Annotated in this window: 23 protein-coding genes; 10 read left to right on the top strand and 13 right to left on the bottom strand. The window is 45.6% G+C overall.

The features are described from left to right. Positions 1 to 389: 389 nt before the first annotated feature. Together DESPCE1_RS0112550 and DESPCE1_RS0112555 are read right to left on the bottom strand one after the other, a co-directional pair. Complete coding sequence (locus tag DESPCE1_RS0112550) at positions 390 to 701, bottom strand: GIY-YIG nuclease family protein (RefSeq protein WP_014794337.1); 312 nt, start codon at positions 699 to 701, stop codon at positions 390 to 392. 7 nt (positions 702 to 708) lie between these two features. Continuing rightward, a complete protein-coding gene (locus tag DESPCE1_RS0112555) occupies positions 709 to 1464 on the bottom strand; it encodes a fumarylacetoacetate hydrolase family protein (protein WP_019850677.1) in 756 nt (251 codons plus the stop codon). Between the two features lie 69 nt (positions 1465 to 1533). Here DESPCE1_RS0112555 and nth point away from each other — a divergent pair, with 69 nt between their 5' ends. Further along, positions 1534 to 2160 carry an endonuclease III gene (gene nth / locus DESPCE1_RS0112560; protein ID WP_019850678.1) on the top strand — a complete coding sequence of 209 codons (627 nt, stop codon included), beginning with the start codon at positions 1534 to 1536 and terminating at the stop codon, positions 2158 to 2160. An 18-nt stretch (positions 2161 to 2178) separates the two neighbouring features. Here nth and DESPCE1_RS0112565 read toward each other — a convergent pair whose 3' ends face one another. Further along, complete coding sequence (locus DESPCE1_RS0112565) at positions 2179 to 3237, bottom strand: HD-GYP domain-containing protein (RefSeq protein WP_014794340.1); 1059 nt, start codon at positions 3235 to 3237, stop codon at positions 2179 to 2181. A gap of 116 nt (positions 3238 to 3353) precedes the next feature. Between DESPCE1_RS0112565 and DESPCE1_RS0112570 the strand changes: the two genes are divergently transcribed. After that, on the top strand, positions 3354 to 4109 hold the full coding sequence (locus tag DESPCE1_RS0112570; protein WP_014794341.1) for a TSUP family transporter: 756 nt from the start codon (positions 3354 to 3356) through the stop codon (positions 4107 to 4109). A 59-nt stretch (positions 4110 to 4168) separates the two neighbouring features. On the opposite strand, the gene DESPCE1_RS0112575 is transcribed toward DESPCE1_RS0112570, so the two are convergent. From DESPCE1_RS0112575 to DESPCE1_RS0112615, 9 genes are all read right to left on the bottom strand, one after another. Then, positions 4169 to 5296 (bottom strand): VanW family protein, encoded by a 1128-nt coding sequence (locus DESPCE1_RS0112575; protein WP_014794342.1) that lies wholly within the window; start codon positions 5294 to 5296, stop codon positions 4169 to 4171. A 14-nt stretch (positions 5297 to 5310) separates the two neighbouring features. Beyond that, positions 5311 to 6081, bottom strand: coding sequence for a PRC-barrel domain-containing protein (locus DESPCE1_RS0112580; protein ID WP_014794343.1), 771 nt, complete (start codon positions 6079 to 6081; stop codon positions 5311 to 5313). Positions 6082 to 6085: 4 nt separating this feature from the next. Beyond that, a complete protein-coding gene (locus DESPCE1_RS0112585) occupies positions 6086 to 6910 on the bottom strand; it encodes a hypothetical protein (protein WP_019850679.1) in 825 nt (274 codons plus the stop codon). Positions 6911 to 7096: 186 nt separating this feature from the next. After that, positions 7097 to 8491, bottom strand: coding sequence for a hypothetical protein (locus tag DESPCE1_RS0112590; protein ID WP_019850680.1), 1395 nt, complete (start codon positions 8489 to 8491; stop codon positions 7097 to 7099). A 137-nt stretch (positions 8492 to 8628) separates the two neighbouring features. Beyond that, positions 8629 to 8784 (bottom strand): hypothetical protein, encoded by a 156-nt coding sequence (locus DESPCE1_RS23345; protein ID WP_014794346.1) that lies wholly within the window; start codon positions 8782 to 8784, stop codon positions 8629 to 8631. A gap of 264 nt (positions 8785 to 9048) precedes the next feature. Next, on the bottom strand, positions 9049 to 9672 hold the full coding sequence (locus DESPCE1_RS0112600; RefSeq protein WP_019850681.1) for a YigZ family protein: 624 nt from the start codon (positions 9670 to 9672) through the stop codon (positions 9049 to 9051). 16 nt (positions 9673 to 9688) lie between these two features. Then, entirely contained in the window at positions 9689 to 10075 is a 387-nt protein-coding gene (locus DESPCE1_RS0112605; RefSeq protein ID WP_019850682.1) for a thioesterase family protein, read from the bottom strand. 47 nt (positions 10076 to 10122) lie between these two features. Then, on the bottom strand, positions 10123 to 10848 hold the full coding sequence (locus DESPCE1_RS0112610) for a demethylmenaquinone methyltransferase (protein WP_028305561.1): 726 nt from the start codon (positions 10846 to 10848) through the stop codon (positions 10123 to 10125). A gap of 73 nt (positions 10849 to 10921) precedes the next feature. Continuing rightward, positions 10922 to 11905, bottom strand: a complete 984-nt coding sequence (locus tag DESPCE1_RS0112615) for an asparaginase (protein WP_014794350.1) — start codon at positions 11903 to 11905, stop codon at positions 10922 to 10924. Between the two features lie 195 nt (positions 11906 to 12100). Between DESPCE1_RS0112615 and DESPCE1_RS0112620 the strand changes: the two genes are divergently transcribed. Both DESPCE1_RS0112620 and DESPCE1_RS0112630 read left to right on the top strand, forming a co-directional pair. Further along, positions 12101 to 12367: a late competence development ComFB family protein gene (locus DESPCE1_RS0112620; RefSeq protein ID WP_014794351.1), complete on the top strand. Its 267-nt coding sequence runs from the start codon at positions 12101 to 12103 to the stop codon at positions 12365 to 12367. Positions 12368 to 12648: 281 nt separating this feature from the next. After that, complete coding sequence (locus DESPCE1_RS0112630; RefSeq protein ID WP_014794353.1) at positions 12649 to 13323, top strand: Crp/Fnr family transcriptional regulator; 675 nt, start codon at positions 12649 to 12651, stop codon at positions 13321 to 13323. Here DESPCE1_RS0112630 and DESPCE1_RS0112635 read toward each other — a convergent pair. Beyond that, positions 13306 to 14175, bottom strand: coding sequence for a hypothetical protein (locus tag DESPCE1_RS0112635; protein ID WP_019850683.1), 870 nt, complete (start codon positions 14173 to 14175; stop codon positions 13306 to 13308). The two genes, DESPCE1_RS0112630 and DESPCE1_RS0112635, sit on opposite strands and share 18 nt — an antisense overlap. Before the next feature lie 141 nt (positions 14176 to 14316). Here DESPCE1_RS0112635 and DESPCE1_RS0112640 point away from each other — a divergent pair, with 141 nt between their 5' ends. From DESPCE1_RS0112640 to DESPCE1_RS0112665, 6 genes are all read left to right on the top strand, one after another. Continuing rightward, a complete protein-coding gene (locus DESPCE1_RS0112640; protein ID WP_019850684.1) occupies positions 14317 to 16578 on the top strand; it encodes an RNA helicase in 2262 nt (753 codons plus the stop codon). Between the two features lie 41 nt (positions 16579 to 16619). Further along, on the top strand, positions 16620 to 16952 hold the full coding sequence (locus tag DESPCE1_RS0112645) for a hypothetical protein (RefSeq protein WP_242835437.1): 333 nt from the start codon (positions 16620 to 16622) through the stop codon (positions 16950 to 16952). Between the two features lie 315 nt (positions 16953 to 17267). Beyond that, on the top strand, positions 17268 to 17945 hold the full coding sequence (locus DESPCE1_RS0112650) for a PspA/IM30 family protein (protein ID WP_019850686.1): 678 nt from the start codon (positions 17268 to 17270) through the stop codon (positions 17943 to 17945). Between the two features lie 118 nt (positions 17946 to 18063). Next, complete coding sequence (locus DESPCE1_RS0112655) at positions 18064 to 19125, top strand: TFIIB-type zinc ribbon-containing protein (RefSeq protein ID WP_019850687.1); 1062 nt, start codon at positions 18064 to 18066, stop codon at positions 19123 to 19125. Next, positions 19125 to 20012 (top strand): TPM domain-containing protein, encoded by an 888-nt coding sequence (locus DESPCE1_RS0112660; RefSeq protein ID WP_014794359.1) that lies wholly within the window; start codon positions 19125 to 19127, stop codon positions 20010 to 20012. Before DESPCE1_RS0112655 ends, DESPCE1_RS0112660 begins: the two co-directional genes overlap by 1 nt. 46 nt (positions 20013 to 20058) lie before the next feature. After that, positions 20059 to 21051, top strand: coding sequence for an SPFH domain-containing protein (locus DESPCE1_RS0112665; RefSeq protein ID WP_019850688.1), 993 nt, complete (start codon positions 20059 to 20061; stop codon positions 21049 to 21051). The last annotated feature ends 448 nt before the right edge of the window (positions 21052 to 21499 follow it).

Here is a 21499-nt window from a genome sequence, read left to right on the forward strand (position 1 = left end):
TTTTGCTTTAAGGCAGAGAACGGATTCTAATCGAGCAGGTAAGCAATCTTCGCGAAAAGACTGCAGCGGAGTCGGGTTGGAAACAGGACGTTTCCAACCGGCTATGAGGCAGGAGCCGATTTAGCCGGGCACCCGACGTAGCGGAGGACTTGAGCGATTAGATTGCTCCGCGCAGCTTATAGAGTGAACGCCTAAAGCAAAATCCTGGAGAATCAGCTTTCGGAGCTTGTCAGAGCAGTTAAAAAGTAAGGCTGACCGCGAATTCTACGGTCAGCCTTTAATCTTTGTCAGTTTACTATTCTCTTTCCTGTCCCAGCAATGATCTCGGAAACACTCTTTTCAAAATGCCTGAATTTGTATTATAGTAGTGTGTAATACGGATTTTATCCTCAATCGATTCTATCCCCGATCTTTATAACAAAGTCATAGCCCTTCTCTTTAGCCAGGCTCAAAAGGCATTGAGGATCGTCGATGAAGCGTTCCTTTTCTTTACGGGTAAACCTTTTTATAAAGGCTTCCAGCTGCAGAGCTTGGCTCCGATTCTCGACAGTCCATGCTTGCCTAAGGAATATCGGCCGCCGCCCCCGAGTGTATTTCGCCCCTTTACCCTCATTATGTTCCTGAAGTCTACGTTCCAGCCTTGGAGTCGATCCGGTGTAAAGTGTATTGTCAGCACAGTAAAGAATATAAACCCAATACATGGCGTTTCTAACGGACAAGGTTCCGCAGCCGACCTATGCCTTCGATTTCAACGTCAATCACATCACCGGCTTTCATCGGCCCTACTCCCTCAGGAGTCCCAGTCATGATCAGATCTCCAGGATTAAGAGTCATAATCTGGGAAATATAGCTCACCAGTTTAGGAACTGAATTAATTAAATTGCTCGTCCCGGCAGACTGCTTTACCTCCCCATTCAGCACTGAGCTGATCTTCACATCTCTATGGTCCAGGTCTGTAACAACCCAGGGTCCGATGGGACAAAAAGTATCAAAGCTTTTACTGCGGGTCCATTGACCATCTTTCTTTTGTAGATCCCTGGCAGTGACGTCATTACCGCAGGTAAAGCCGAAGATATAGTCTTCAGCCTGATCTTCAGTAATATCCTTAGCCGTTTTACCCATAACCACCACAAGCTCTGCTTCATATTCGACCTGTTGGCTCATGGGAGGAAGGATGATCTCGTCCTCCGGCCCCACTAAGGAAGTAACGGGTTTCAGAAAGATGACCGGGTCATCATGTAAGGTATGTCCCAATTCTTCTATATGTTTGGCATAATTCAAACCAATGCACACTATCTTGGTGGGTTCAACGGGTGACAACAAACGGACCTTCTCTGCTTGGAGTATTTGACCTGTTTTCCGACAGCCTTTTTCCAGATAAGAGCGGTCAAGAACCTCAATGGATTCTCCTTGAAGTTGACCAAAGCAAATTTTGTCCTCATATAAAAATCGAATGTACCCCATCGCACTGCTTTCCTTTCTTCACGATCTCATCTTCATCATCAATCCAATATATTATCTTAGGAGGCTAAAATGAGTAAAGCAAACTCCATACTAAGCCTATTGGCAGCGACCTATCCTGACGCGCATTGTGAACTCAACTTCTCCACTCCATTTGAGCTCCTTATTGCCACTATGCTCAGTGCTCAAGCTACGGATAAAAAAGTAAATCAAGTCACCGAAAAGCTGTTCAGAAACTACAAAACTCCTGAAAGTTTCTTAACCTTGTCTTTAAAGAAAATGGAAGAGGCCATCAAAGAGCTGGGGCTCTACCGCAATAAAGCAAAAAATATTTTAGCTACCTGCCAAATCCTGATTGAGAAATATAACGGAGAAGTCCCGGACTCCATGGAGGCTCTAACCCAACTCCCTGGTGTGGGAAGAAAAACAGCCAATGTGGTCCTAAGCAATGCTTATAATATCCCCGCGTTTGCTGTAGACACCCATGTTTTGAGGGTCTCCAACCGGCTCGGGCTGGCCTCAGGGACGAATCCCGATCTTATCGAGAAGCAGCTGATGAACAGTATTCCCCGTTCGCAATGGATTCAAGCCCATCATTGGCTCATTTGGCACGGACGGAGAATCTGTGCCGCCCGCAACCCAAAATGTTCGGAGTGTCCCCTTTCACCTTTATGCCCCAGCACATTGCTTCCGGCTTGAACTAGACTTCCTTTAGTGTTAAACCAAAACCTCAGTGATGAATACGGTTCGGTTCTCAACCATATTATACTCTTTGCCTTGTCCAGCTTCATAGTTCATCTCATCATAGACACGAACCACCGGCCGGGTAGGAATGCTGAGATTCTGATCCACCACAACTCCGATTTCTCCCGTATTAAGCCGAACTGTACTCCCAGTAGGATAAGCTGCGATATTACGCAGGAACAGACGGACCGGTTCCAATGGAAACTGTTTGCCCACAAGGCCCATAAGGACTTCACAAGCCTCGTGAGGCATGACTCGTTTCATCCCGCTATGATCGGAGGTCAACTTATCATAAAGATCGGCGATAGCGACGATTTGAGCCAAGGGATGAATTTCATCTCCCTTAAGCTGACGAGGGTAACCGGTTCCATCAATGTATTCATGATGCTGAAAGGCTATATGAGCAACCACAAGGTTAAGATCCTTGCGCTTCCTCAGCTCTTCAAATCCCAATGTGGTATGGGTTTTAATCTCTTCCTCCTCTTCCTGTGTATGATTATCTTGATTCTCCATTATATTCTGGGGAAGATGAACCATGCCGATGTCATGAAGTAAAGCGCCTATGGCCACGGTTTCCAGTTTTTCTTTATCCAAGAGCATCACCTTCCCCAGAACCGTGGAAAGGACACATACATTGACAGAATGAGCAAAGGTGTAGTTATCTTTGCTGCGGATATCCATCATACTAACCAGTATATCTTTTTTAAACAGAATCTCTTCGACAATCTTGCTCACTATATTACGCAAGTGGAAATCATCCATATTTTTTCCCAGCCGGACTGCCTGAGATGCCTGCTCAATGATTGCCATAGCCTCCCGGCGATTCTCTTCATCAATAACATCTTCCGGGATAACATCTTCAAAGCGATCGTCTTCAATATACACAATGGTGATTCCCATATCTCTCATCTTACTAATATAAAGAGGTGTAAGTTTAACCCCTTTTCCTAATAAGATCCGCCCATTGCTTGAATAAATGGTTTTACCCAAAACGTCACCGATCTTCAGGGAATTCACACTGACTTGACGCACTAAGTCCCCCCCTTTGAACAACTTCTTAATATTCATCCTACACTATTACTGAGTTTTTTTAAATCGCTTTAAGTGGTAAAACGGAACAAAATTTTCCCACGAGAAAGAGGATTATTATGTTTGATGAAATCATTCTACTCTGTGTTCTCGGATTTATCGCTGCCACAATTGATGCCATTGCCGGGGGCGGAGGGTTAATCAGCCTTCCCGCTTTACTACTGGTTGGTATTCCACCTCATTATGCCTTGGGAACTAATAAATTTGCCGCCACCGTAGGTTCTCTGACCAGTTCATTAACCTATGCCCGCTCCGGGAAAGTGTATCTTCCCGTGGTTATATGGCAAATTCCCTTTACGTTTATTGGGACCTGTTTAGGGGTATGGTCTATCTTACATATTTCTTCCGATTTTTTAACCAAAGCCGTTCCTATCTTGATTCTCTTGGTTGGTTTTTACACTTTGCTGCAAAAAAATCTAGGGTTAGAAGATAGATTTCAGGGAATAACTCCCCTATCACGGCTTCTGGGCTTTCTTTTTGCTTTCGTTCTTGGCTTTTATGATGGATTTTTCGGTCCAGGTACTGGATCCTTCTTGATTTTTTGCTATATCACTCTTTATGGTTTTAATTTCACCGTTTCTTCAGCCAATGCAAAAGTCCTTAATTTTATAAGCAACTTTGTTTCACTTATTCTCTTTGCTTTGAGCGGTAAGATTATTTATACCTATGGAATCCCCATGGCATTATCCATGTTTTTGGGTTCCCGACTAGGTACCCATCTGGCTATTCATAGAGGCAGCGCCTTGATTAAGCCAATCTTTATTACCATGTCTCTGCTGGTTGCACTAAAACTCGTTATTGAAAACTATATGTAATGCCCAAAAAATTAAAGCCGCTCATATTGGGCGGCTTTTAAATAATCGACTTCCTCGTGTTATTTATCATTTAGCCATTCTCCAGGTTTTACAGGATAACCGTCGGGTTCATTAAGCACAGGATGTTCAGAATCAGCCATGCCGAAAATCCTTACCCGAATCCAATTGCCCCCTGTGACTGCATTAATAAGCAGATAACCCTGGGTAGTATTACGAAAACGAAAATCCAGCACTCCATAGGCAACCGTAGCATCCTGACCCAGTGGAACATAAGAAACCGGCATAGAATGACTGTGCCTTTCCACTACTTCCAGCTTTGCCTGTTTAATTGCTTGATAAAGGGTGGTCGAATCCTGGCAGATTCCCCCTCCATCATCAGTGACAACTTTGTTGCCCATATATATTAAGGCCGGCAAATACCCTCTTTCAGGCTCTCGTTTCCCCACCACATCATTAAAGGAAAATTCACCACCCGGAGGAAGAATAAGTCCATTAATCGCCTTAGCGGCAAGTCGTACATTGGTAACCCGTTCATAAAAGAAAGAATCAAAATATGTGGTGTAATCCCCTAAGGGATCCTTGATTTTCTCTAATTCAGCGGTGGTGGGGTGAACCTCTATAACCTCAGTGATTAATAGGACAGCCTCTGTTCCATTGCTCTGCTTCAGCTGTTCCCATGATTTGTCTATATTGAGTCTGACTCCCAAACTACCTTCCTCGAGAACGACCTTTCCATTCTCATAATAGACACTAGCCGGCTTACCCGGTTGGTCAATGTCTAAGGCAATATTACGAAGTTGAGCAAAAATCTCTTCCTGATTGAGTCGTTCAGGGGATGGGAGAGTAATAGACATTCTGCGCAAGTACTCGAAAGCGTCAGTCATAATATTCCCGGTAGAAATGATGTATTGACCCGCCAGATAATCTTTTAGATCCTGATAAGTTTGTTCAAGCTCTAAAGGATAAACCTCCTGGTTATAGCCAACAGCCTTTGGTATCACTCCCATAAGGACTTCATATGCTTCTTCCTTTGTCATCCCGCTCAGATCTTTTTCCCAAACAATCAACCCCTCGGGTGCTTTAGAATAACCCGCACCGTAGGTTACTGTAGCCCCCAAGAGAACCGACAGGGCAAGCTGACTAAGCAGAATGACTAAAAGAAAGACCCATGGTTTCCTTCTCATCATAACATAACCACAACTTAGTTCTTATGAAGTAAGGATGTAATTTCCATTAATTTATTCCGCGTCGTAATCTGACGAATTGTCTCTTCTGTCATAGGTTCACCGGCAGGCAAAATCTCGCCATTATCCAAAACAACATCCTGTACCACTGCTTTGCCTACAAAATATTGTAATTGGCGCTGCTCGAAAAGATTAAACTCTGTTCCTTCATTTTGCTGTTCTGCTACAGCTTCTTCAACATGAGCAGTGACTTCCTGAGGTACTTGTTCTCCCTCATTACCGACACTTACTGGTTCCTTTACCACTTCAACTTTTACTTCACCGGGGCCCCCTTCGATAATTAAAAGTTCCTTACCATAAGTAATGATTTGTTCTCCGGCAACTTGATGCTCTTCACCATTATTGTCAGCGAACAGACATTGGACAATCTTTCCGGTCTCTTCATCGATGAGAATCTCTTTAACTTCACCAATTAATGTACCTTTTTTGGTTAATACTTTCGTTCCGATGACCTCTACATTCTGTTTAATCAGTTCTTGAGCGTCATTGTTGCCGGCCACACTTTGAATGACACCGGGATTAGGAACTGTCAGGGCAAACTCTCCTAAGCCAACAATATCGGCGTAAGAAATGACTTTCGCTCCGAAATAATCAGAGGGTTGATCCACTACAAAAAAATCCAAACTCCCTTTTAGTGGATTTAAAATGACATCTTTTACTGTTCCCACTTGTGTTCCTTCTGATATGCTAATAATTCGTAAACCTTTGATTTCTGCACTTGCCTTCATCTAATCAATCAATCCTTCCTAAAATTTCCCCTGGAACGGGCAGGTTTTCATTTTCCAGCCATCCCATCAGTTGGGTTCTCCACTCCGGAGGTGCGTTTTGAATATACTCATTGATATAAGGAGTGACCTTATCCAACGCATCATAAATAGAGGAGCCATTCTTCCAGTGCTCACAGGTTTCAACAATGAGGTAAAAAGCAATATCATAGGAGGGCTTTTGATCTAACGCCAAGATAAACCATTCGGCAGCCAGGTGGAAACGCTCCTGTTCTTTTGCTTGAAACCCCTTTTCAATCAGCTCCTGCAGACCGAATTCCTTCATATGTATAAGTGGAGGCTCTGTTTTCTCAAGGGTTTCGGATCCTCCGAGCATTTCCTGGTTCATGCTCTCGAATGCTTTATCCTCATCCCTTTCATGGGATTTCTCCACTTCATCCCTCTCACGATCCACTTCTATGACATCCTCAGGCTTTTTGATTTCTTCAAATAGAATCGCCTCAGGTTCCTCTGATTTTTCAGATTCCTCGGGAATAGCATTATTTTCAGAATCGCCGGCTTCTTCCCTAATCCTTTCCTGCCCGTGCTCCGGCCGCAGAATCTCAGGTATCTCGATAGCCCTTTCTTCCTCGGGATAGGATATGTTGTCTTGCTCTTTTGCTTCATCCGCAGTGAAGTTCTTTTCCTGAGGGATTTTCGAACGATTTCTGAGCGCTATTACCCCAGTGGTGAACAGAAGAAAGCCGCAGAGTCCAAGTATCCAATGAAGAAGTTCTTCACGACGCAGAGCGGTAGGGAAAACAAGAGCAAAGGTGATCATTAAAAAAGACACCAATGAAGCCTCTAGTTTTCTCAAATTAAATCTATGGGCCATCCGAGTCACGATAATTACAAAGGGAGCACTGACAAGTATTGCTGTTATCCAATATAACGAAATCTTCTGCTCCCCCCTCATTATCTTATACTATCTCGTATATTCGACATAAACCTAGTTTCTCCTTCTCGCATACTTCCCAAATCATAGCTGAAGCAGAGTCCACCCCAAGGCACAAAGAATTGCAGCAAGATAAGCCGGTACGGTATATTTCATCAGCCGTTGGACCTCCACACCTGCTACTGCAGAAGTCACAGCGACAAATCCCCAGGGAATTAATGCTGCACCAGTCCATATCCCAACCACCTGACCCAGAACAGCTAAGGGAACTGCGGGTATCTGCGAAACCTGACTTAGGGCTATCGCAATACCTCCCACTAAAGGTAAAGAGGAAAACCCAGACCCATCCAGCGAAGCAAGGATCGCTATAAAGACGATAAGTCCGACCACGGTCCACTTAGTAAGGGGAATCCATTCCGCAAGAAGGATAGTATAATCATAAAAGAAACCTAGCCCCTCCCGGAGAAAAACCTGTTCACTCCCCGCTGCCGTTCCCAGAAAAAAGAAACCGGACATTATGATGATCGGAGTAAAGACTCCCATAGCATAACGCAAGCCATCCTTGACGTAAATAATAAATTGGCTGAAAGCATCCCTTCCCTCCGTAAGGATTGTGCAAATACATAAGATCAGCAAGGTTACCCCGCCAATTAATCCACTGGCTTCATCACCATGAATTTTAAAAATCAAAATCACGATCACTGTCCCCAGATATCCTAAAGCCATAATCCCAGCCAATAAGGGGCCCCGTTCAAAACGAGCCTGCCGCTCAGTCTTCCCGTTCTTTCTCTTCTCCAGCAGATTTTCAGAGATCCCTTCGGGCTTTTGATTTTCTGCCGAACCAGGTTCTATCTTTAAAAATAGCTTTAAGGTGATATACCCAAAACCCGCCCCACAGATTCCACTCAATATGACCACTGGAAAAGATGCTGAAAGCAGTACCCCTATGGGAATCCCAGTGGCTTTACTCACTAAGGAAGGCGCTCCCTGAATGATAAAATCACCGGACAGTCCCATCCCTTTTCCAAAAACAGCTAAGCTTACTGCCAGAACAATAGGGTGAATGCCAATTCTCCCCAGAATCGGAATTACAACGGCACCTAAAAGGGTTAAGGCCGGAGTTGGCCAAATTAAAAGAGTTAATAACCACATGGCTATCCCCACCGCCCAATAGGCCAGACTCATTGATTTTATCCTCAGTAGAGGCCGCACTAAAATTTGATCGGCCTTGGTCTTTTGCAGTAATTGGGTAAGGGTGACCACAAGTCCGATCAAGACGATGACTCCGAGCAGATTGCTTGTGGCAAGGATCAGGGCACGAAAAGATATCTGAACTGCCTCGATCCCATTTCGGCTTTCTGCCAATCCTACCCCGAATAAACCGACGGCTGCTGGAAGAACAGGTGGCTTACGAAAGATTAATGTTGCAATAATAAGAAGAATAAAAAGTATAAATACCCAATGAGCTAAGGTAAGCATGGCTCTCCTCCCTTATCCCCTTAATGTACCACTTGGATAAGGGAAGTATGCGCAAAGGGAGGTTACGGGAATCCGCACCATATAAAAATAGACCGCCCCTTTAAGGGACAGTCCATTGTCGATCTTTTCAATTGATTTTAAGCTTCTGCGGGTCTGGCGATTTTTCTTGTTCCCTTTGGTGTATTAAAGGAATTAAAGGTCACATGAAAAATTTGACGACAAGATGCGCAAACAGCGACTCCACAGCTTAATAAAAAGATACCCAAGATTAACATCGCGATCCAACCTAACATAATTTCAGCCTCCTTCAGCCTGGTTCTTTAAGTAGTGACAAGGTAGTCTATCTAAACTTCGTTATTAAATTCACTTACTTTCATCCTTATTATATGTGAAAACAAATTCATTGGCAAGTGAAAGTTCTTATTTTCTTATATTAAAAATAATCTGACTACTCTGCCGATCTCAAATTTCCAAGCGCTTGGGAATTTGCGAAGAAGCCGTTGCTTAACGAACTTGACAGTTCATATTGGAACGGCTTCTTTCTCTCAAAGTAAAATCTATAATTCCGGGCACAAGGTATGACCTATTTCCCGAGGGATAATTTTCTGATCGGTAAAATCAGCCAGCCACTCTCGAAAACGCTGATTCTCCTCCCAGGGAATGTAGACCTGAAGTTTGACCGTAGCAAGGAATTCTTCATTGCCGATGGCCCAGGAAAACTGTTTAAACCAATACTTTAACGGTTCGTACCAATCATAGCCTGTCTCAATCTCATAAACGTGATGGGGCACGAGACGTCCCAGCGCAGCCTTATCCATCAGCTGGCGTGCCGTCCCACCATAGGCACGGGTCAATCCTCCTGCTCCGAGAAGAACTCCCCCAAAATACCGAATAACCACAATAAGTACATCCCAGATCTGACGATATTGCAGAACATCAAGAACCGGTCTTCCGCCGGTGCCCTGGGGCTCGCCATCGTCAGTGGATTTTTCTAATTTTCCTTGATATAACCGATAAGCATAGACATAGTGCCGGGCATTAGGATAGTTTTGACGTATATCTTGAAGTCTTTGCTCCACTTCCTCTATGTTCGACACAGGATAAACGACCCCAATAAAACGGGATTTATCAATGACTTGCTCCCATGTTGAACTATTGAAGACCGTAACATAGCTTTCCACGACAACTACTCCCGTCCTAAAGGCTTTTTGATTGGGTTTTTGTCATGAATTTTTCTACATCGATGATAAAACGCTCATGTGTCCCGGAACCAATGAGCTCTTTTTCGTCGTATGCTTCTATTTGAAAGACCAAACGACGACGATCGATTTCGATTAACTGAGCATCAGCCCATACCTTCATTCCGAGAGGGGTTGCTGCCGTATGTTTAATATTCAGAGACACACCGACACTGCTTTGCCCTTCCGCCAAGTTCAATGCACGCACTGCTGCTTCTTCCATCATAGCTACCAGAGCCGGAGTGGCCAATACGTCTAACGAGCCGCTGCCCATGGTTTTTGCCGTATTGGTTTGATCCACAATTTTCTCTGCTCTTCCCTTTAAACCCATAGTTAACTCTGTCATTTTTATCACCCCGCGAATTTCATCAAGACTATTTTAACATAAAACCATCAAGGAAATTTGGGCTTTCGGCCACTGACAATAGCCACTACTCCCCCGGCCAGATTTTGATAGCGGGTCTCCGTCAAGCCGCAGCGAGCAAAGATCTTGGCCAACTCCTGTTGTTCCGGGAATTCTACTGCAGAATCATGCAGATATTGATAGGCTTTGGCCTTTCCAGCCCAGATCTTTCCCATTAAGGGAACGAGCTTATCAAAATAGAGCCAATACCCCTGCTTAAATCCCGGCATGGTCGGTTTAGCCATATCTAAGGAAACTACCATACAGCCCGGTTTAACCACTCGTACCATCTCCTGGATCCCTTTTTCCAAATCAGGCAGATTGCGCAGCCCCCAGCCCACGGTAGCCCCGTCAAAGGAGTTATCCGCAAAGGGCAGATTCATAGCGTCTCCTTGCCGTAATTCAATGATGGATCGGTAGGGGGAATCCGCTAAATTCTCATCGGCTTTTTTCAGCATATTCTCAGAGAAGTCCAAGCCCGTTACATGTCCCTGCTCTCCCACGGTCATGGCCAGCTCTAAGGAAAGCGGAGCTGTTCCACAGCATATATCGACCATATTCATACCGGGTTTGGCTTCGACTGTCCGCACCGCTTTTTTTCGCCATCCCTTGTCCAGGCCAAAACTCATGAGAGTATTCATCATATCATAGCGTTTGGCAATGGCGTTAAATGTATCTTGTACGTAAGTTGCTTTATCTCTACCGGAAAAATCCATGAGTAAATCCTCGCTTTCATAGCTTTCCATGATCATCCTTCATTAGGATTGTAATGGATTATCTCTAGCTTGTCTACTTTACTCCTCCACGACTTAAAATCTCTTTAAGCCGGCTGTGGGAAACGTTTTGCCCCAGTGCAATGCTTAGGAGCAAACGAACTTTCTCTGTTGACAGATCGCCTGCAAAAAGTGCACCGTGGCGTTGAAGATCTGCTCCGCCGCCGGGATAGCCATATATCGGAGAAGTGCGCCCAAATAAACAGCGTGAAGTAATAACCACAGGTATATTTCCTGCTGTAATCTTCCCAATGGAGGGGACTACCTCCGGAGGGAGATTTCCTCGGCCAAACGCTTCAATGACAACGGCCTCTACCTGTGAATCCACCATACACTCCAGCATTCTTCCATCCATACCTGTATAGCCTTTGCAGATAATAACCTTGGCCAGCTTTCCGGGCAGGTCAAATTTAACAGAGGGCTCAGGTTTGCGGTGCCACAATACCTCGCCATTATCAATACTGCCCAATGAACCCATTTCCCCGGAGCTAAAAGCATCCACATGGCTGGTGTGCAGTTTTCTTACATCCCTGGCAGCATGGATCTCTTCATTGAGGGCGATCAGAACTCCCCGTTCCTTAGCGTGAGGGTCGGTGGCAATTCTCATGGAATTCTGCAAATTGCGGGGGCCATCGGAATCTCTCTCGGAAGCATCTCTTTGGGAGGCAGTGAGAATGACCGGCCGAGTGTCTTTGACTGTAAGATCCAGAAAATAAGCCGTTTCCTCCAATGTATCCGTTCCGTGAGTTATGATTATCCCCTGGCACTCTGGATCCGCAAAGGATTCATTGACTTGATGTGCTAATTGTAGCATCCGCTCAGGATTAAAATTGCAGCTGGCAACATTACTGAATTCTTCTATATCCCAAAAAGCTTCTTCCCGCAGTTCAGGCATACTTTCCAACAGATCATGACCGGTAACCGCCGGTACTGCCTTGCCAAAGGAATCTTTGCGCATAGCAATCGTGCCTCCAGTGGCAATGAGTTTAATCTTATTCATTTCCTTCCCTCATTTCACAATGTGGCCCAGTGGTATTTTACCCCAAACAGTTCAATAGGTGTACATTTTTTACTTATTTTTTTGCTTATTTAATATATTAGAATGGATTTAGAAGAATTTTGCAAATTCTCTTGTGCATAAACTTAATTCCATCTATTATGAAGAGAGAATAGGAACATTATAGGAGGTGGAAAAATGTACGAATTAAAAAACCACACCGAAAATGTGGTGCAGCATGTCCTCAAAGAGTATATGCATAAATTCAAACTACCTTGTGAATGTGAACGTTGTCAAGCCGATATCAAAGCTCTTGCTTTAAACCAATTGCCGAGCAGGTACTATGTTTCCCTGCGGGGAGAAATACTTACTCATCTGGAATCGGATTCCTTACCTGACAAAGCCCGGGTTCTTTCCGCTATTGTTCTGGCCGCCAAGCAAGTGGCGGATACACCTTCCCATTGATCCTGATCCCTTCCTTCAGGCATACTCTAGACACTACATACTATAGCCAATACAATAACCAGGAGTTGAATGATCAGCGCAGTGATTTTGAAAGGTGAGTCGGCCGTAAACTGAACCTGGATTGGCACACTATTTAAATCCTCCATATCAACTCTCCTTTAAAAATTTTGTTATATATTCTTCCCTACCTAAAGCTGTATGAAAATCTATCTAACCTATTATTATTCTATTCCGAGATACCCTGTGAAAATCTTATTTGAACCAAAGTGAGGTATCCTTTTTTGCTTGACCCACAAATTCTTAGACAGTTTAGTTTGTTTTCCTCCCTTTCCGATGAGGATTTGATTCCTCTACTGTCTCAATTCCGAACCCGCAAATATAGAAAAGGCCAAATCCTTTTTATTGAAGGAGAAATTGGCTCTCAAGTCTATTTTATCTTAAATGGCCAAGTCAAGCTCAGCAAAACCTTACCTAATGGAGATGAACAAATTCTTGATTGGTGCGGTCCTAATGACACTCTTGCCGAGATTCTCTTATTGGAGCCAGGGTCCTATCCAGCCACAGCGGAAGTACTTAAAGAAAGCACGCTCCTCGTGCTTTCCAATCAGGGGATGGTTAAAATTCTCGAGAATCACCCTCGTCTGGCCGTTGCCCTTATTCGTAAGCTTAATATGCGTTTACGCATGAATCAAGAGTTTATCCGGATATTAACCAGTCGGTCCACTGCGGGGATTTTGGCTATGTTGTTGCTCAGACTGGCTAAGCCGGCCTTATCACCGGGAGAGCCTATCTACTACGATGCCACATTAACCAATAAGGACTTAGCCAGTATGATTGGCACTTCACGTGAGCTGGTCAACCGTGCCCTCAATCAGTGGAAAAAATCGGGGATCCTCCGCCTCAATGGGGAGCGAATGGAAATCCTTCGCCCTCATGAATTAGCGGACTGGCCATGAGGAAAGGGCTCGAGGACTTGTGACTTTTTCCAGCTCAAAGGAGTGAAGACCATTCCAAATATCATCCCAAGATAATTCGGGATTGCGCCGCCAAAATATCATGGCGGCTCTTGCTTTTTCTATACTGCTTTCCTGGGGAATTAAACGGAGAAAACTTTTTCCTCCCCAGGCTTTCACCCATTCTCCATAACAATGTTGAAATTCGGGGGGATGCTTCTTTAGATGCTTAATGGTAAAAAAGGAGGCAATACCGATGAGAATGGCATCCTCATTTCCCCGTTGAAAGGATTGACCATCTAAATCCTGGCCCGCCAAAATAAGCAGACTGTTAAGGAAGTGAACCCGTACCACTTGCCGCAGAACCTCCGGGCTTAGTTTGAGTATCTCGGCAAGTCTTCCAAGAGTCCTCAAGAAGATTTTCACACTAGGATCCGTATAAGATAGTGTGGCAAAGGCTGATAGCGGAAGAGGAAACAAATCCTCTAAGCTGGATTCTGCCAATTTGGATATCAATTCATTTTCCAATTGAGAGACTCTGTGGTCCTGGTGTTGAATCTTTTCCGATGTTTCCCGCAAAAAAGATTCTGCTTCTTTAGGCTGTTCAGGCAGTTCTTCCAACCATTCCCTTAAGCGGGCGCGACGGGGCATAAGTATCTCCAGCAGGTTTGCCGTCTCCTGATGGAGGTTTTTAAATCCTTTTTTAATGTCCTCGGGATCACGATAAAGACCCCGCATGAGTACTTCAGCCCCATGGGGTACCTCCATTGTTTCCTCAAAACGAATCACTGCCTCACCATTTCTTTCCGGAAAGCGAAGCCCCATAGCTTGTTCGGCCTCTAGGCGCAATGACATTCAGACTCCCCCTCTGGCCAGTTCTTGTTTCATCATATGGGCTTATACCCTTCCTCATACCATTTTTTGTACGAAATCCTGCTATAATTTGACCCTGGAATACGGGTTTGTTAAAATGAGAAAAACCCTGGAAGAAATGAGTTGATTTTCGTGTCTGACCGCAGTTATCACGGCTTAGTATTAGATCCATTTCAGGAAGAAGCCTTAGATGCTATTGACGAGGGGCAATCCGTCATTGTCGCCGCTCCCACTGGTACAGGAAAGACCCTTGTGGCCGATTATCTTGTAGAAAAAGTCATGACCGAAGGACGTCGGATTATTTATACTGCTCCCATTAAAGCTTTGAGCAACCAAAAGTTTAAAGACTATAAGAAGCTCTTTGGTATTGATCGGGTCGGTATCTTAACAGGGGATGTTGTGCTGAACTCCGAAGCTCCCCTAATCATTATGACCACCGAGATTTTCCGCAATCAAGTGATAACCAACGATCCCGCTTTAGAATCGGTGTCCTACATCATCTTTGATGAGATTCATTGGCTTAACGATGAAGAGCGGGGCACAGTCTGGGAGGAATCCATTATCTTGGCTCCTCCCCATATGAAATTATTAGGCCTCAGTGCCACCATCGCCAATGCCCAGCAATTGGTGGATTGGATCGGAACCATACGTCAGGAAGATGTGGCATTAATCCAGGAAAACCGTCGTATCGTGCCTTTAGAGTACTATTATTTTTCCAGGGATACCGGTCTGGTCAACTACGAAAAGCTCTGGAAATATTATCGCCAACGGATCCAATCCACTCAATCTACAGAGGGCAGTTTGTTTACTCCCACGAATCACCTGGATTTAATCAAGGTGATACAAAAACAATACCTTCCTGCCCTTTATTTTGTTTTCAGCCGCAAACAATGTGCTGATAAGGCTTCTGAACTGGCCTTAATCACCAATTACTTAAACCCCCAGGAAAAAAAACAAGTAGAGGATGCTTTCCTGGAGCATTTCGGAGAAGAAAGTGAATGGTCCCCCTCCACCAAACTTCTGCGACGGTTAGCCGTCAAAGGGATTGCCTTTCACCATGCGGGACTGCTGCCCTCACAAAAAGTATTAGTGGAGGAGCTTTTCCTCAAACGCTTAATTCATGTTCTTTACTGCACCGAAACCTTCAGCGTTGGCATCAACTATCCGGTTCGCTCCGTCTGCTTTGATACACTGAATAAATTTGACGGTCGGAACTTTCGTCCCCTGGCTAATCATGAATTCTTCCAAATGTCCGGACGCGCCGGACGCCGGGGATTGGATGAACGGGGCTATTCCTTTGCTTTGGTCGATCTGAATTACATGGAAAAGAGTCCGCCGCCGCGATTTAACATCAATCGTCTGGAACCTCTTACCAGCCAATTTAAATTGAGCTATAACACGGTCCTCAATCTTCAGGCCACCCTTTCCTATGAGCAAATCCAGATTTACTTTCAGAAGAGCTTTGCCGCCCATAGCAATCTGCAAACCCACGGTCATTTAATTGCCGAACTGGCTCAGCTGGAAGAACAATTTAACGGGAAAGGAGAGCATGTCTGCCAGCACATGGACTCTTTTGCCTGCCCCGTGAAGTATCTGCCGAAAAAGAAAGAGCTTGATCGCCTCAAACGGGCTTACCAAGCCTTAGGACCTCGCCGCCAAAATCGGGTCTACGGCCGGGAAATGGCTCGCAAAATCAAATACTGGGAAAAACTCTTGGCTACAACCCCGCAAAAATGTCCCAACGCCAAGCTGGCTCTTTGCGAGGAGGAAAGCAAACAGCGGAGAAAACTGCAGCAAAACATGATTGAAATTCGTAAAGAGTTGAAAACTTTGCCGGACCAGGACTTCTTCTTCAATGAATTTCAGTTTAAAAAGAATCAATTGATCCAAATGGGGTATATACGGGAGGGCGAGCTGCTTCCCCGTGGCGAATGTGCCCGTCATATTTATGTTCAGGAATTATTGGTCACTGAGCTGATTTTTTCTGGTATTTTGGATACCTTGGACGATGACCAATTGAACGGCTTATTATCGGCCATTGATTTTGAGGCGCGGAAGAACGATTATTTTCAAAGGCTCCCCGTATTGGATTGGGCTCCGCTGCAAGATTTAGTTCGTTATATTCAAAGTGTCTGCGGCCCGGAATCCGTCCGCTATGATCCTCGGGTAGCGGTCATCGTCTATTCTTGGAGTCAAGGGCTTTCCTTTGCAGAAGTTCAGCGCTTGTCCAATCTGGATGAAGGGGATATTATCTCGGTCATTCGCCGCACCATCGACCTTCTTCGTCAGATGAGAGATGCGGTTAAGGAACCTGCTTTACTTCAGCGCTTGAAGCTTTGCATGGATAAGCTGGATCGGGATGAAGCTGCCGTCCTTGCTTTGTAAAATGCATAATAATGCCAGGAAAAGCTCATAATTGGTTTGAGGTGATAAATTTGAGAGATCAATTCTATCTTAGACCCGAACCAGAACCCCCGCAAAATCGTCAAAATGCTGACCTTGACTCTGCAGCCGATGCTCAACCTGAGATGACTTCTGATGTAAACGCAGGTCAGGATACCCCGGCACTCAGCTATCCTATGACCATGCCCGGTCCTGAAAGACATCCTGGCGATACTGCAGAACCAAGCTCCAATGAGGCTAAAGCAACGGATAATGGCGAATTTGAGCCGGTACAGACCGACATGGATATGTCCGTATACCAAAACGACGAAGAACCTGGATCTAACTATGAACTCCCTTCCGATACAATCAGTTAACTCGCTTTAGCACTTAAGGAAAACTCGTTTTTATAATTTCATCGATGCTCTTTGATTTAAGAGGCCCTTCTGATCTGATAAAACAGATTAGAAAGGGCCTCTTAAATGCGCATTCCCAACACCTCAAAGGAATATCTAAATCCTGTAAATTGTAAATAATCCCCTGATTGATGCTTTAAGCCGCCCGTAGTATAATATTTTTAAACAGACATTATACACTTTAAAACCATACCATGAGCGACGCTTAATGCGGTTTCAGGCTTAAACTTTGGCATGTCATCATACTATTCTATTTATTTGATGGAGGAATGGCGAATGAGTATTCTGGCGAGATTTAAAGAGATTATGTCAAGCAATATCAACGCCCTGCTTGATAAAGTGGAAGATCCGGAAAAGATGATTGATCAGTGTCTACGGAACCTGAACAGCGATCTGGGCAAGGTCAAATCGGAAACCGCCACCATTATGGCGGAGGAACAGCGCGCTAAAAGAGAACTGGATGAATGCACTGAAGACATTGCAAAAATGCAGTCTTATGCTGTCAAGGCGTTGGAAGCGAACAACGAAGTGGATGCAAAAAAGTTTCTGGAGCATAAGGCCTCTTTGAATTCCAAGCTGGCCGGGCTGCAGGAAACGTACAATCTTGCTCAGGCAAACGCTGCCCACATGCGGGAAATGCATGATAAGCTGGTTTCGGATATCGGTGAGCTTGAGTCCCGAAGAGATATGATTAAGGGCAAGCTGGCCGCCGCGAAGACCCAGGACCGCATGAACAAAATGATGTCCTCGGTCTCGGATGCCAACGCTTCAATCGCCGGCTTTGAGCGGTATGAGGCACTGGCGGACAAGGCCCTGGATAAGGCCAAAGCCATGGCTGAGCTGAACAAGTCATCGCAGTCTTCCATTAAGGATCTGGCGGCAAAATATGATGCACAGCCTGATGCCAGCATTGATGATGAGCTTGCTGCATTAAAAGCCAGCTTAAATAAGTAATTATGGGAAGAAGCTGCCTTAGAAGAAATCATCCAAGGCGGCTTCTTTTTGTTCGTGGCCAAAAGACTTGAGCTATGTTTTGTGGAAAGACAGGGAGCTGAAAGGAGCAGACGCACTTATGGTCGTACATTATAAATGCCCGAATTGCGGAGCCGATATGGCATTTGACAGTACAAGCGGTATGCTGCATTGTGACAGCTGCGGCACAAACCAGAGCATCGAAGATATACCAAAGCAGGGAGATGCTCAAAACCAAGGAGCTGCATCCTCCAGAGGACACACCCCTTGGAACGAGGACGAAGTCAATCAATACCACTGCCAGAATTGCGGCGCAGTGCTGATGACCGACAAAGATACTGTAGCAACTTCGTGCAGCTTTTGCGGTGCGGCAGTTGTTTTGAATGACCGCCTTAAAGGCAGTCTTGCCCCCGCAAAGGTCATTCCCTTTTCGATCGGCCGCCAGCAGGCCCAGGAGGCCTTTAAAAAATGGTGCCGAAAGGGTTTGCTCACGCCCAAGGAGCTGATGTCTGCCAACCGCATCAAGAGCATCACCGGCATCTATGTGCCCTTCTGGCTGTATGATCTCAATGGTTGGGGGGAAGCCACGGCGGAATGCACCAAGGTGAGGGTTTACTCGGACGCTGACTATACCTACACGGAAACCAGCTTTTTTCATGTGCACCGCGCTGTTGACCTGAATTATAGTCAAGTACCTGTGGATGCCTCGCAGAAAATGGACGATGCTCTGATGGATAAGCTGGAACCCTATGATTATGGTAACTTAAAGGATTTCAGGATGCCCTATCTAGCCGGTTTTCTCGCTGAAAAGTATGACTATGACAACCGGGATCTGTTCCCCCGGGTGCGCACCAGAGTGGAGCGCTATGTTTCCGATTATATCAGCTCCACGATTAGCGGTTATACCACCACCAACTTTATCAGCAAGAATATCAACATTAATGAAAAAAAGGCCGATTACACCCTTTTCCCCGTGTGGATGGTTCGGTATGACTATGGACAAAAGGAATATGTCTTTGCCATGAACGGCCAGACCGGCAAAATCGTCGGTAAGCCCCCCCTCAGTCCGGGAAAAATTGCAGCATGGTTCGCCGGCATCAGCACAGCATCCTTTGTCATCATAAAAATCATTGCCATGTTGATGGAAGGAGGGGTTTTATAATGGGAAAAAGAGCGGTAAAGCTTGCTCTACTTTTGGTCATCATGCTGTATGCCGTCTGTCCGACCGGCGTGACGGCAGCCTTGCAGGAGCAAAGGGTTTTTGATAGCGCACAGCTTTTCACTGAAGATGAGCGCGCATCGCTGGAGGAAACCAGCAAGCAATACGGTTCGGAAAGCGACATCGATATTGTCATTGTGACAACGAATGATCTGGGCGAAAAAACCCCGCAGCTCTATCTGGAGGAGTTCTATGATGCCAACGGGGCCGATGAGAACGGCGTGTACCGTTCGGCGGCGCTGCTGCTGCTCAATATGACACCCGGTGCGCGCAGTGTGGAAATTCAAGGCTATGGCAGGTTGCAAACCTATCTGAACAATCAACGGATCGAATCTATCTTGGATGACATTACGCCGCTGCTTGCTGACGGAAATTACTATGACGCCATGCTCGGATATATTGAACAGGCTGCTTCTTATATGCAGCAGGAGGTCCAAGGTTCCCCCGGCGTAAACCCTGGCGGCTCTACCCACTATGACCCGCCCAGGAGCGAAGGTACCGGATATACTGAACAGGAGGACTCGATCTTCTTCAATACCCTTTTCCAGCTTAGCCTGGCGGTGGTGATCGGTGCTGCAGTGGTGAGCATAATGGCTGCCCGCTCCGGCGGCAGGGTCACGACCAACAATCGCACCTATCTTGACCCTGCACATTCCCGTCTTCTCGCGCACAGTGACCAGTATATCCGAACCTCCGTTACCAAAGTAAGACGGCCGAAAAAGGACGAGCACAATAACAACAGCGGCTTTGGTGGTGGCGGAGGCGGCTTCGGCGGCGGAGGGATCTCTCCGGGAGGTCATTCCCACAGCGGCGGCGGTCGAAGCTTCTAACATTGAATTAAAGGCACGATTTTAGAATAGAAAGGATGCAAAATAAATGGGATTTTTTTCCGGACAGTTTTCCAATGTTGTGGAGTGGGAAGAATTTCGCGAGGACATGATCTTCTGGAAATGGCACAACCGCGAAATCAAAAGAGGCAGTAAGCTGATTATTCGCCCGGGACAGGACGCTATTTTCCTTTTTAACGGCAGGATAGAAGGCATTTTTAAGGACGAAGGAGATTATGACATCGAGTCCCAGATTGTCCCGTTTTTGTCCACCCTCAAGGGATTTAAATTCGGGTTCAATTCGGGGATGCGCGCAGAGGTTCTGTTTGTCAATACCAAGGAATTCACGGTAAAATGGGGTACCAAAAGTGCCATCAACATTCCGGTGCCGCAGCTTCCCGGTGGCATGCCCATCCGCGCTAACGGAACGTTCACTTTCAAGGTCAATGATTATGTTAAATTGATTGATAAAATTGCAGGCGTAAAGGATTCGTTTCTGGTCGAGGATGTCAAGCTTCGCATCATGGCGATGCTTGACCAGCTTCTGATGAAATGGATTGTCAAGGAAGGCAAGGATATGTTCAATCTACAGTCCAACTCCTTCGCTATTGCCAACTGCCTGAAAACTGATCTGGATATGCAGATTTATGATATGGGCATCACGGTAACCGAGTTTACCATCATGAGCTTTACCTATCCGGAAGAAATTCAGCAGATGATTGCAAAAACCGCATCCCATACCATGATTGGTGATATGGGACGCTATCAGCAGGTGTCCGTGCTGGACGGAATTTCCGGCGGGAGAGGACAAGGCGGCAGCGCCGCATCCGATATGACCGGCATGGTTATCGGGATGCAGATGGCCAATGAAATGATGCGGGATATGAGCAATCCCAAGCAGGAACAGGTACAAGAGAAGGACAGCTCCGCGCCGAAGAGTGGCAGCGAACCCGGTTTAAAAAAGCCGAACTTCTGCCCGAACTGCGGACAAAAGACCGAGGGCGCTAACTTTTGCTCCAACTGCGGTCAGAAGTTGGTCTGATACGGTTCGGTGATAAAATTAACGCAAAAAGCCTGTCACATATGACAGGCTTTTTTGGCATATCGGGCTCCCATGGAGCTTAAGTTACAACACGCATGAATGAAAAATGTTGCTTGGGTCAGGTAGCTTTACGCACAACGCTCACTCAGTAGCTCCAGGGCTGGTCAACTTGCTTTCTTAACAGCTACGCCAAACCTCTGGGTAATACCTGATGTAAACCGGCGGCTCCGCTACGTTAAGAAAGCTTCCTTGACCCGACCGCCCCTCCGCTAAACTCATTCGCTTTTGTGCGCAAAGCTACGCTTACAAGTCCTTTTAGCTTAAACATCCTGAAAAGATACTGGAACAGACACTTGAAAAACCACCCAAGGATTTTCCTTTAAGGCAGAGAACGGATTCTAAGCGAGCAGGTAAGCAATCTTCGCAAAAAGACTGCAGCGGAGTCGGG

The sequence above is a fragment of the Desulfitobacterium sp. PCE1 genome (genome assembly GCF_000384015.1).
GTDB lineage: Bacteria > Bacillota > Desulfitobacteriia > Desulfitobacteriales > Desulfitobacteriaceae > Desulfitobacterium > Desulfitobacterium dehalogenans.

Excerpts from the sequence above, each read along its gene's own strand:
- DESPCE1_RS0112635 (WP_019850683.1), bottom strand. The coding sequence starts at position 14,175 with ATGTCATTGCGCCTAGAGGCCGAACAAGCTATGGGGCTTCGCTTTCCG.
- DESPCE1_RS0112605 (WP_019850682.1), bottom strand. The coding sequence starts at position 10,075 with ATGACAGAGTTAACTATGGGTTTAAAGGGAAGAGCAGAGAAAATTGTG.
- DESPCE1_RS0112550 (WP_014794337.1), bottom strand. The coding sequence starts at position 701 with ATGTATTGGGTTTATATTCTTTACTGTGCTGACAATACACTTTACACC.
- DESPCE1_RS0112610 (WP_028305561.1), bottom strand. The coding sequence starts at position 10,848 with ATGGATTTTTCCGGTAGAGATAAAGCAACTTACGTACAAGATACATTT.
- DESPCE1_RS0112655 (WP_019850687.1), top strand. The coding sequence starts at position 18,064 with ATGGTCGTACATTATAAATGCCCGAATTGCGGAGCCGATATGGCATTT.
- DESPCE1_RS0112570 (WP_014794341.1), top strand. The coding sequence starts at position 3,354 with ATGTTTGATGAAATCATTCTACTCTGTGTTCTCGGATTTATCGCTGCC.
- DESPCE1_RS0112620 (WP_014794351.1), top strand. The coding sequence starts at position 12,101 with ATGTACGAATTAAAAAACCACACCGAAAATGTGGTGCAGCATGTCCTC.
- nth (WP_019850678.1), top strand. The coding sequence starts at position 1,534 with ATGAGTAAAGCAAACTCCATACTAAGCCTATTGGCAGCGACCTATCCT.
- DESPCE1_RS0112665 (WP_019850688.1), top strand. The coding sequence starts at position 20,059 with ATGGGATTTTTTTCCGGACAGTTTTCCAATGTTGTGGAGTGGGAAGAA.
- DESPCE1_RS0112580 (WP_014794343.1), bottom strand. The coding sequence starts at position 6,081 with ATGAAGGCAAGTGCAGAAATCAAAGGTTTACGAATTATTAGCATATCA.
- DESPCE1_RS0112615 (WP_014794350.1), bottom strand. The coding sequence starts at position 11,905 with ATGAATAAGATTAAACTCATTGCCACTGGAGGCACGATTGCTATGCGC.
- DESPCE1_RS23345 (WP_014794346.1), bottom strand. The coding sequence starts at position 8,784 with ATGTTAGGTTGGATCGCGATGTTAATCTTGGGTATCTTTTTATTAAGC.
- DESPCE1_RS0112650 (WP_019850686.1), top strand. The coding sequence starts at position 17,268 with ATGAGTATTCTGGCGAGATTTAAAGAGATTATGTCAAGCAATATCAAC.
- DESPCE1_RS0112555 (WP_019850677.1), bottom strand. The coding sequence starts at position 1,464 with ATGGGGTACATTCGATTTTTATATGAGGACAAAATTTGCTTTGGTCAA.
- DESPCE1_RS0112575 (WP_014794342.1), bottom strand. The coding sequence starts at position 5,296 with ATGATGAGAAGGAAACCATGGGTCTTTCTTTTAGTCATTCTGCTTAGT.
- DESPCE1_RS0112660 (WP_014794359.1), top strand. The coding sequence starts at position 19,125 with ATGGGAAAAAGAGCGGTAAAGCTTGCTCTACTTTTGGTCATCATGCTG.
- DESPCE1_RS0112590 (WP_019850680.1), bottom strand. The coding sequence starts at position 8,491 with ATGCTTACCTTAGCTCATTGGGTATTTATACTTTTTATTCTTCTTATT.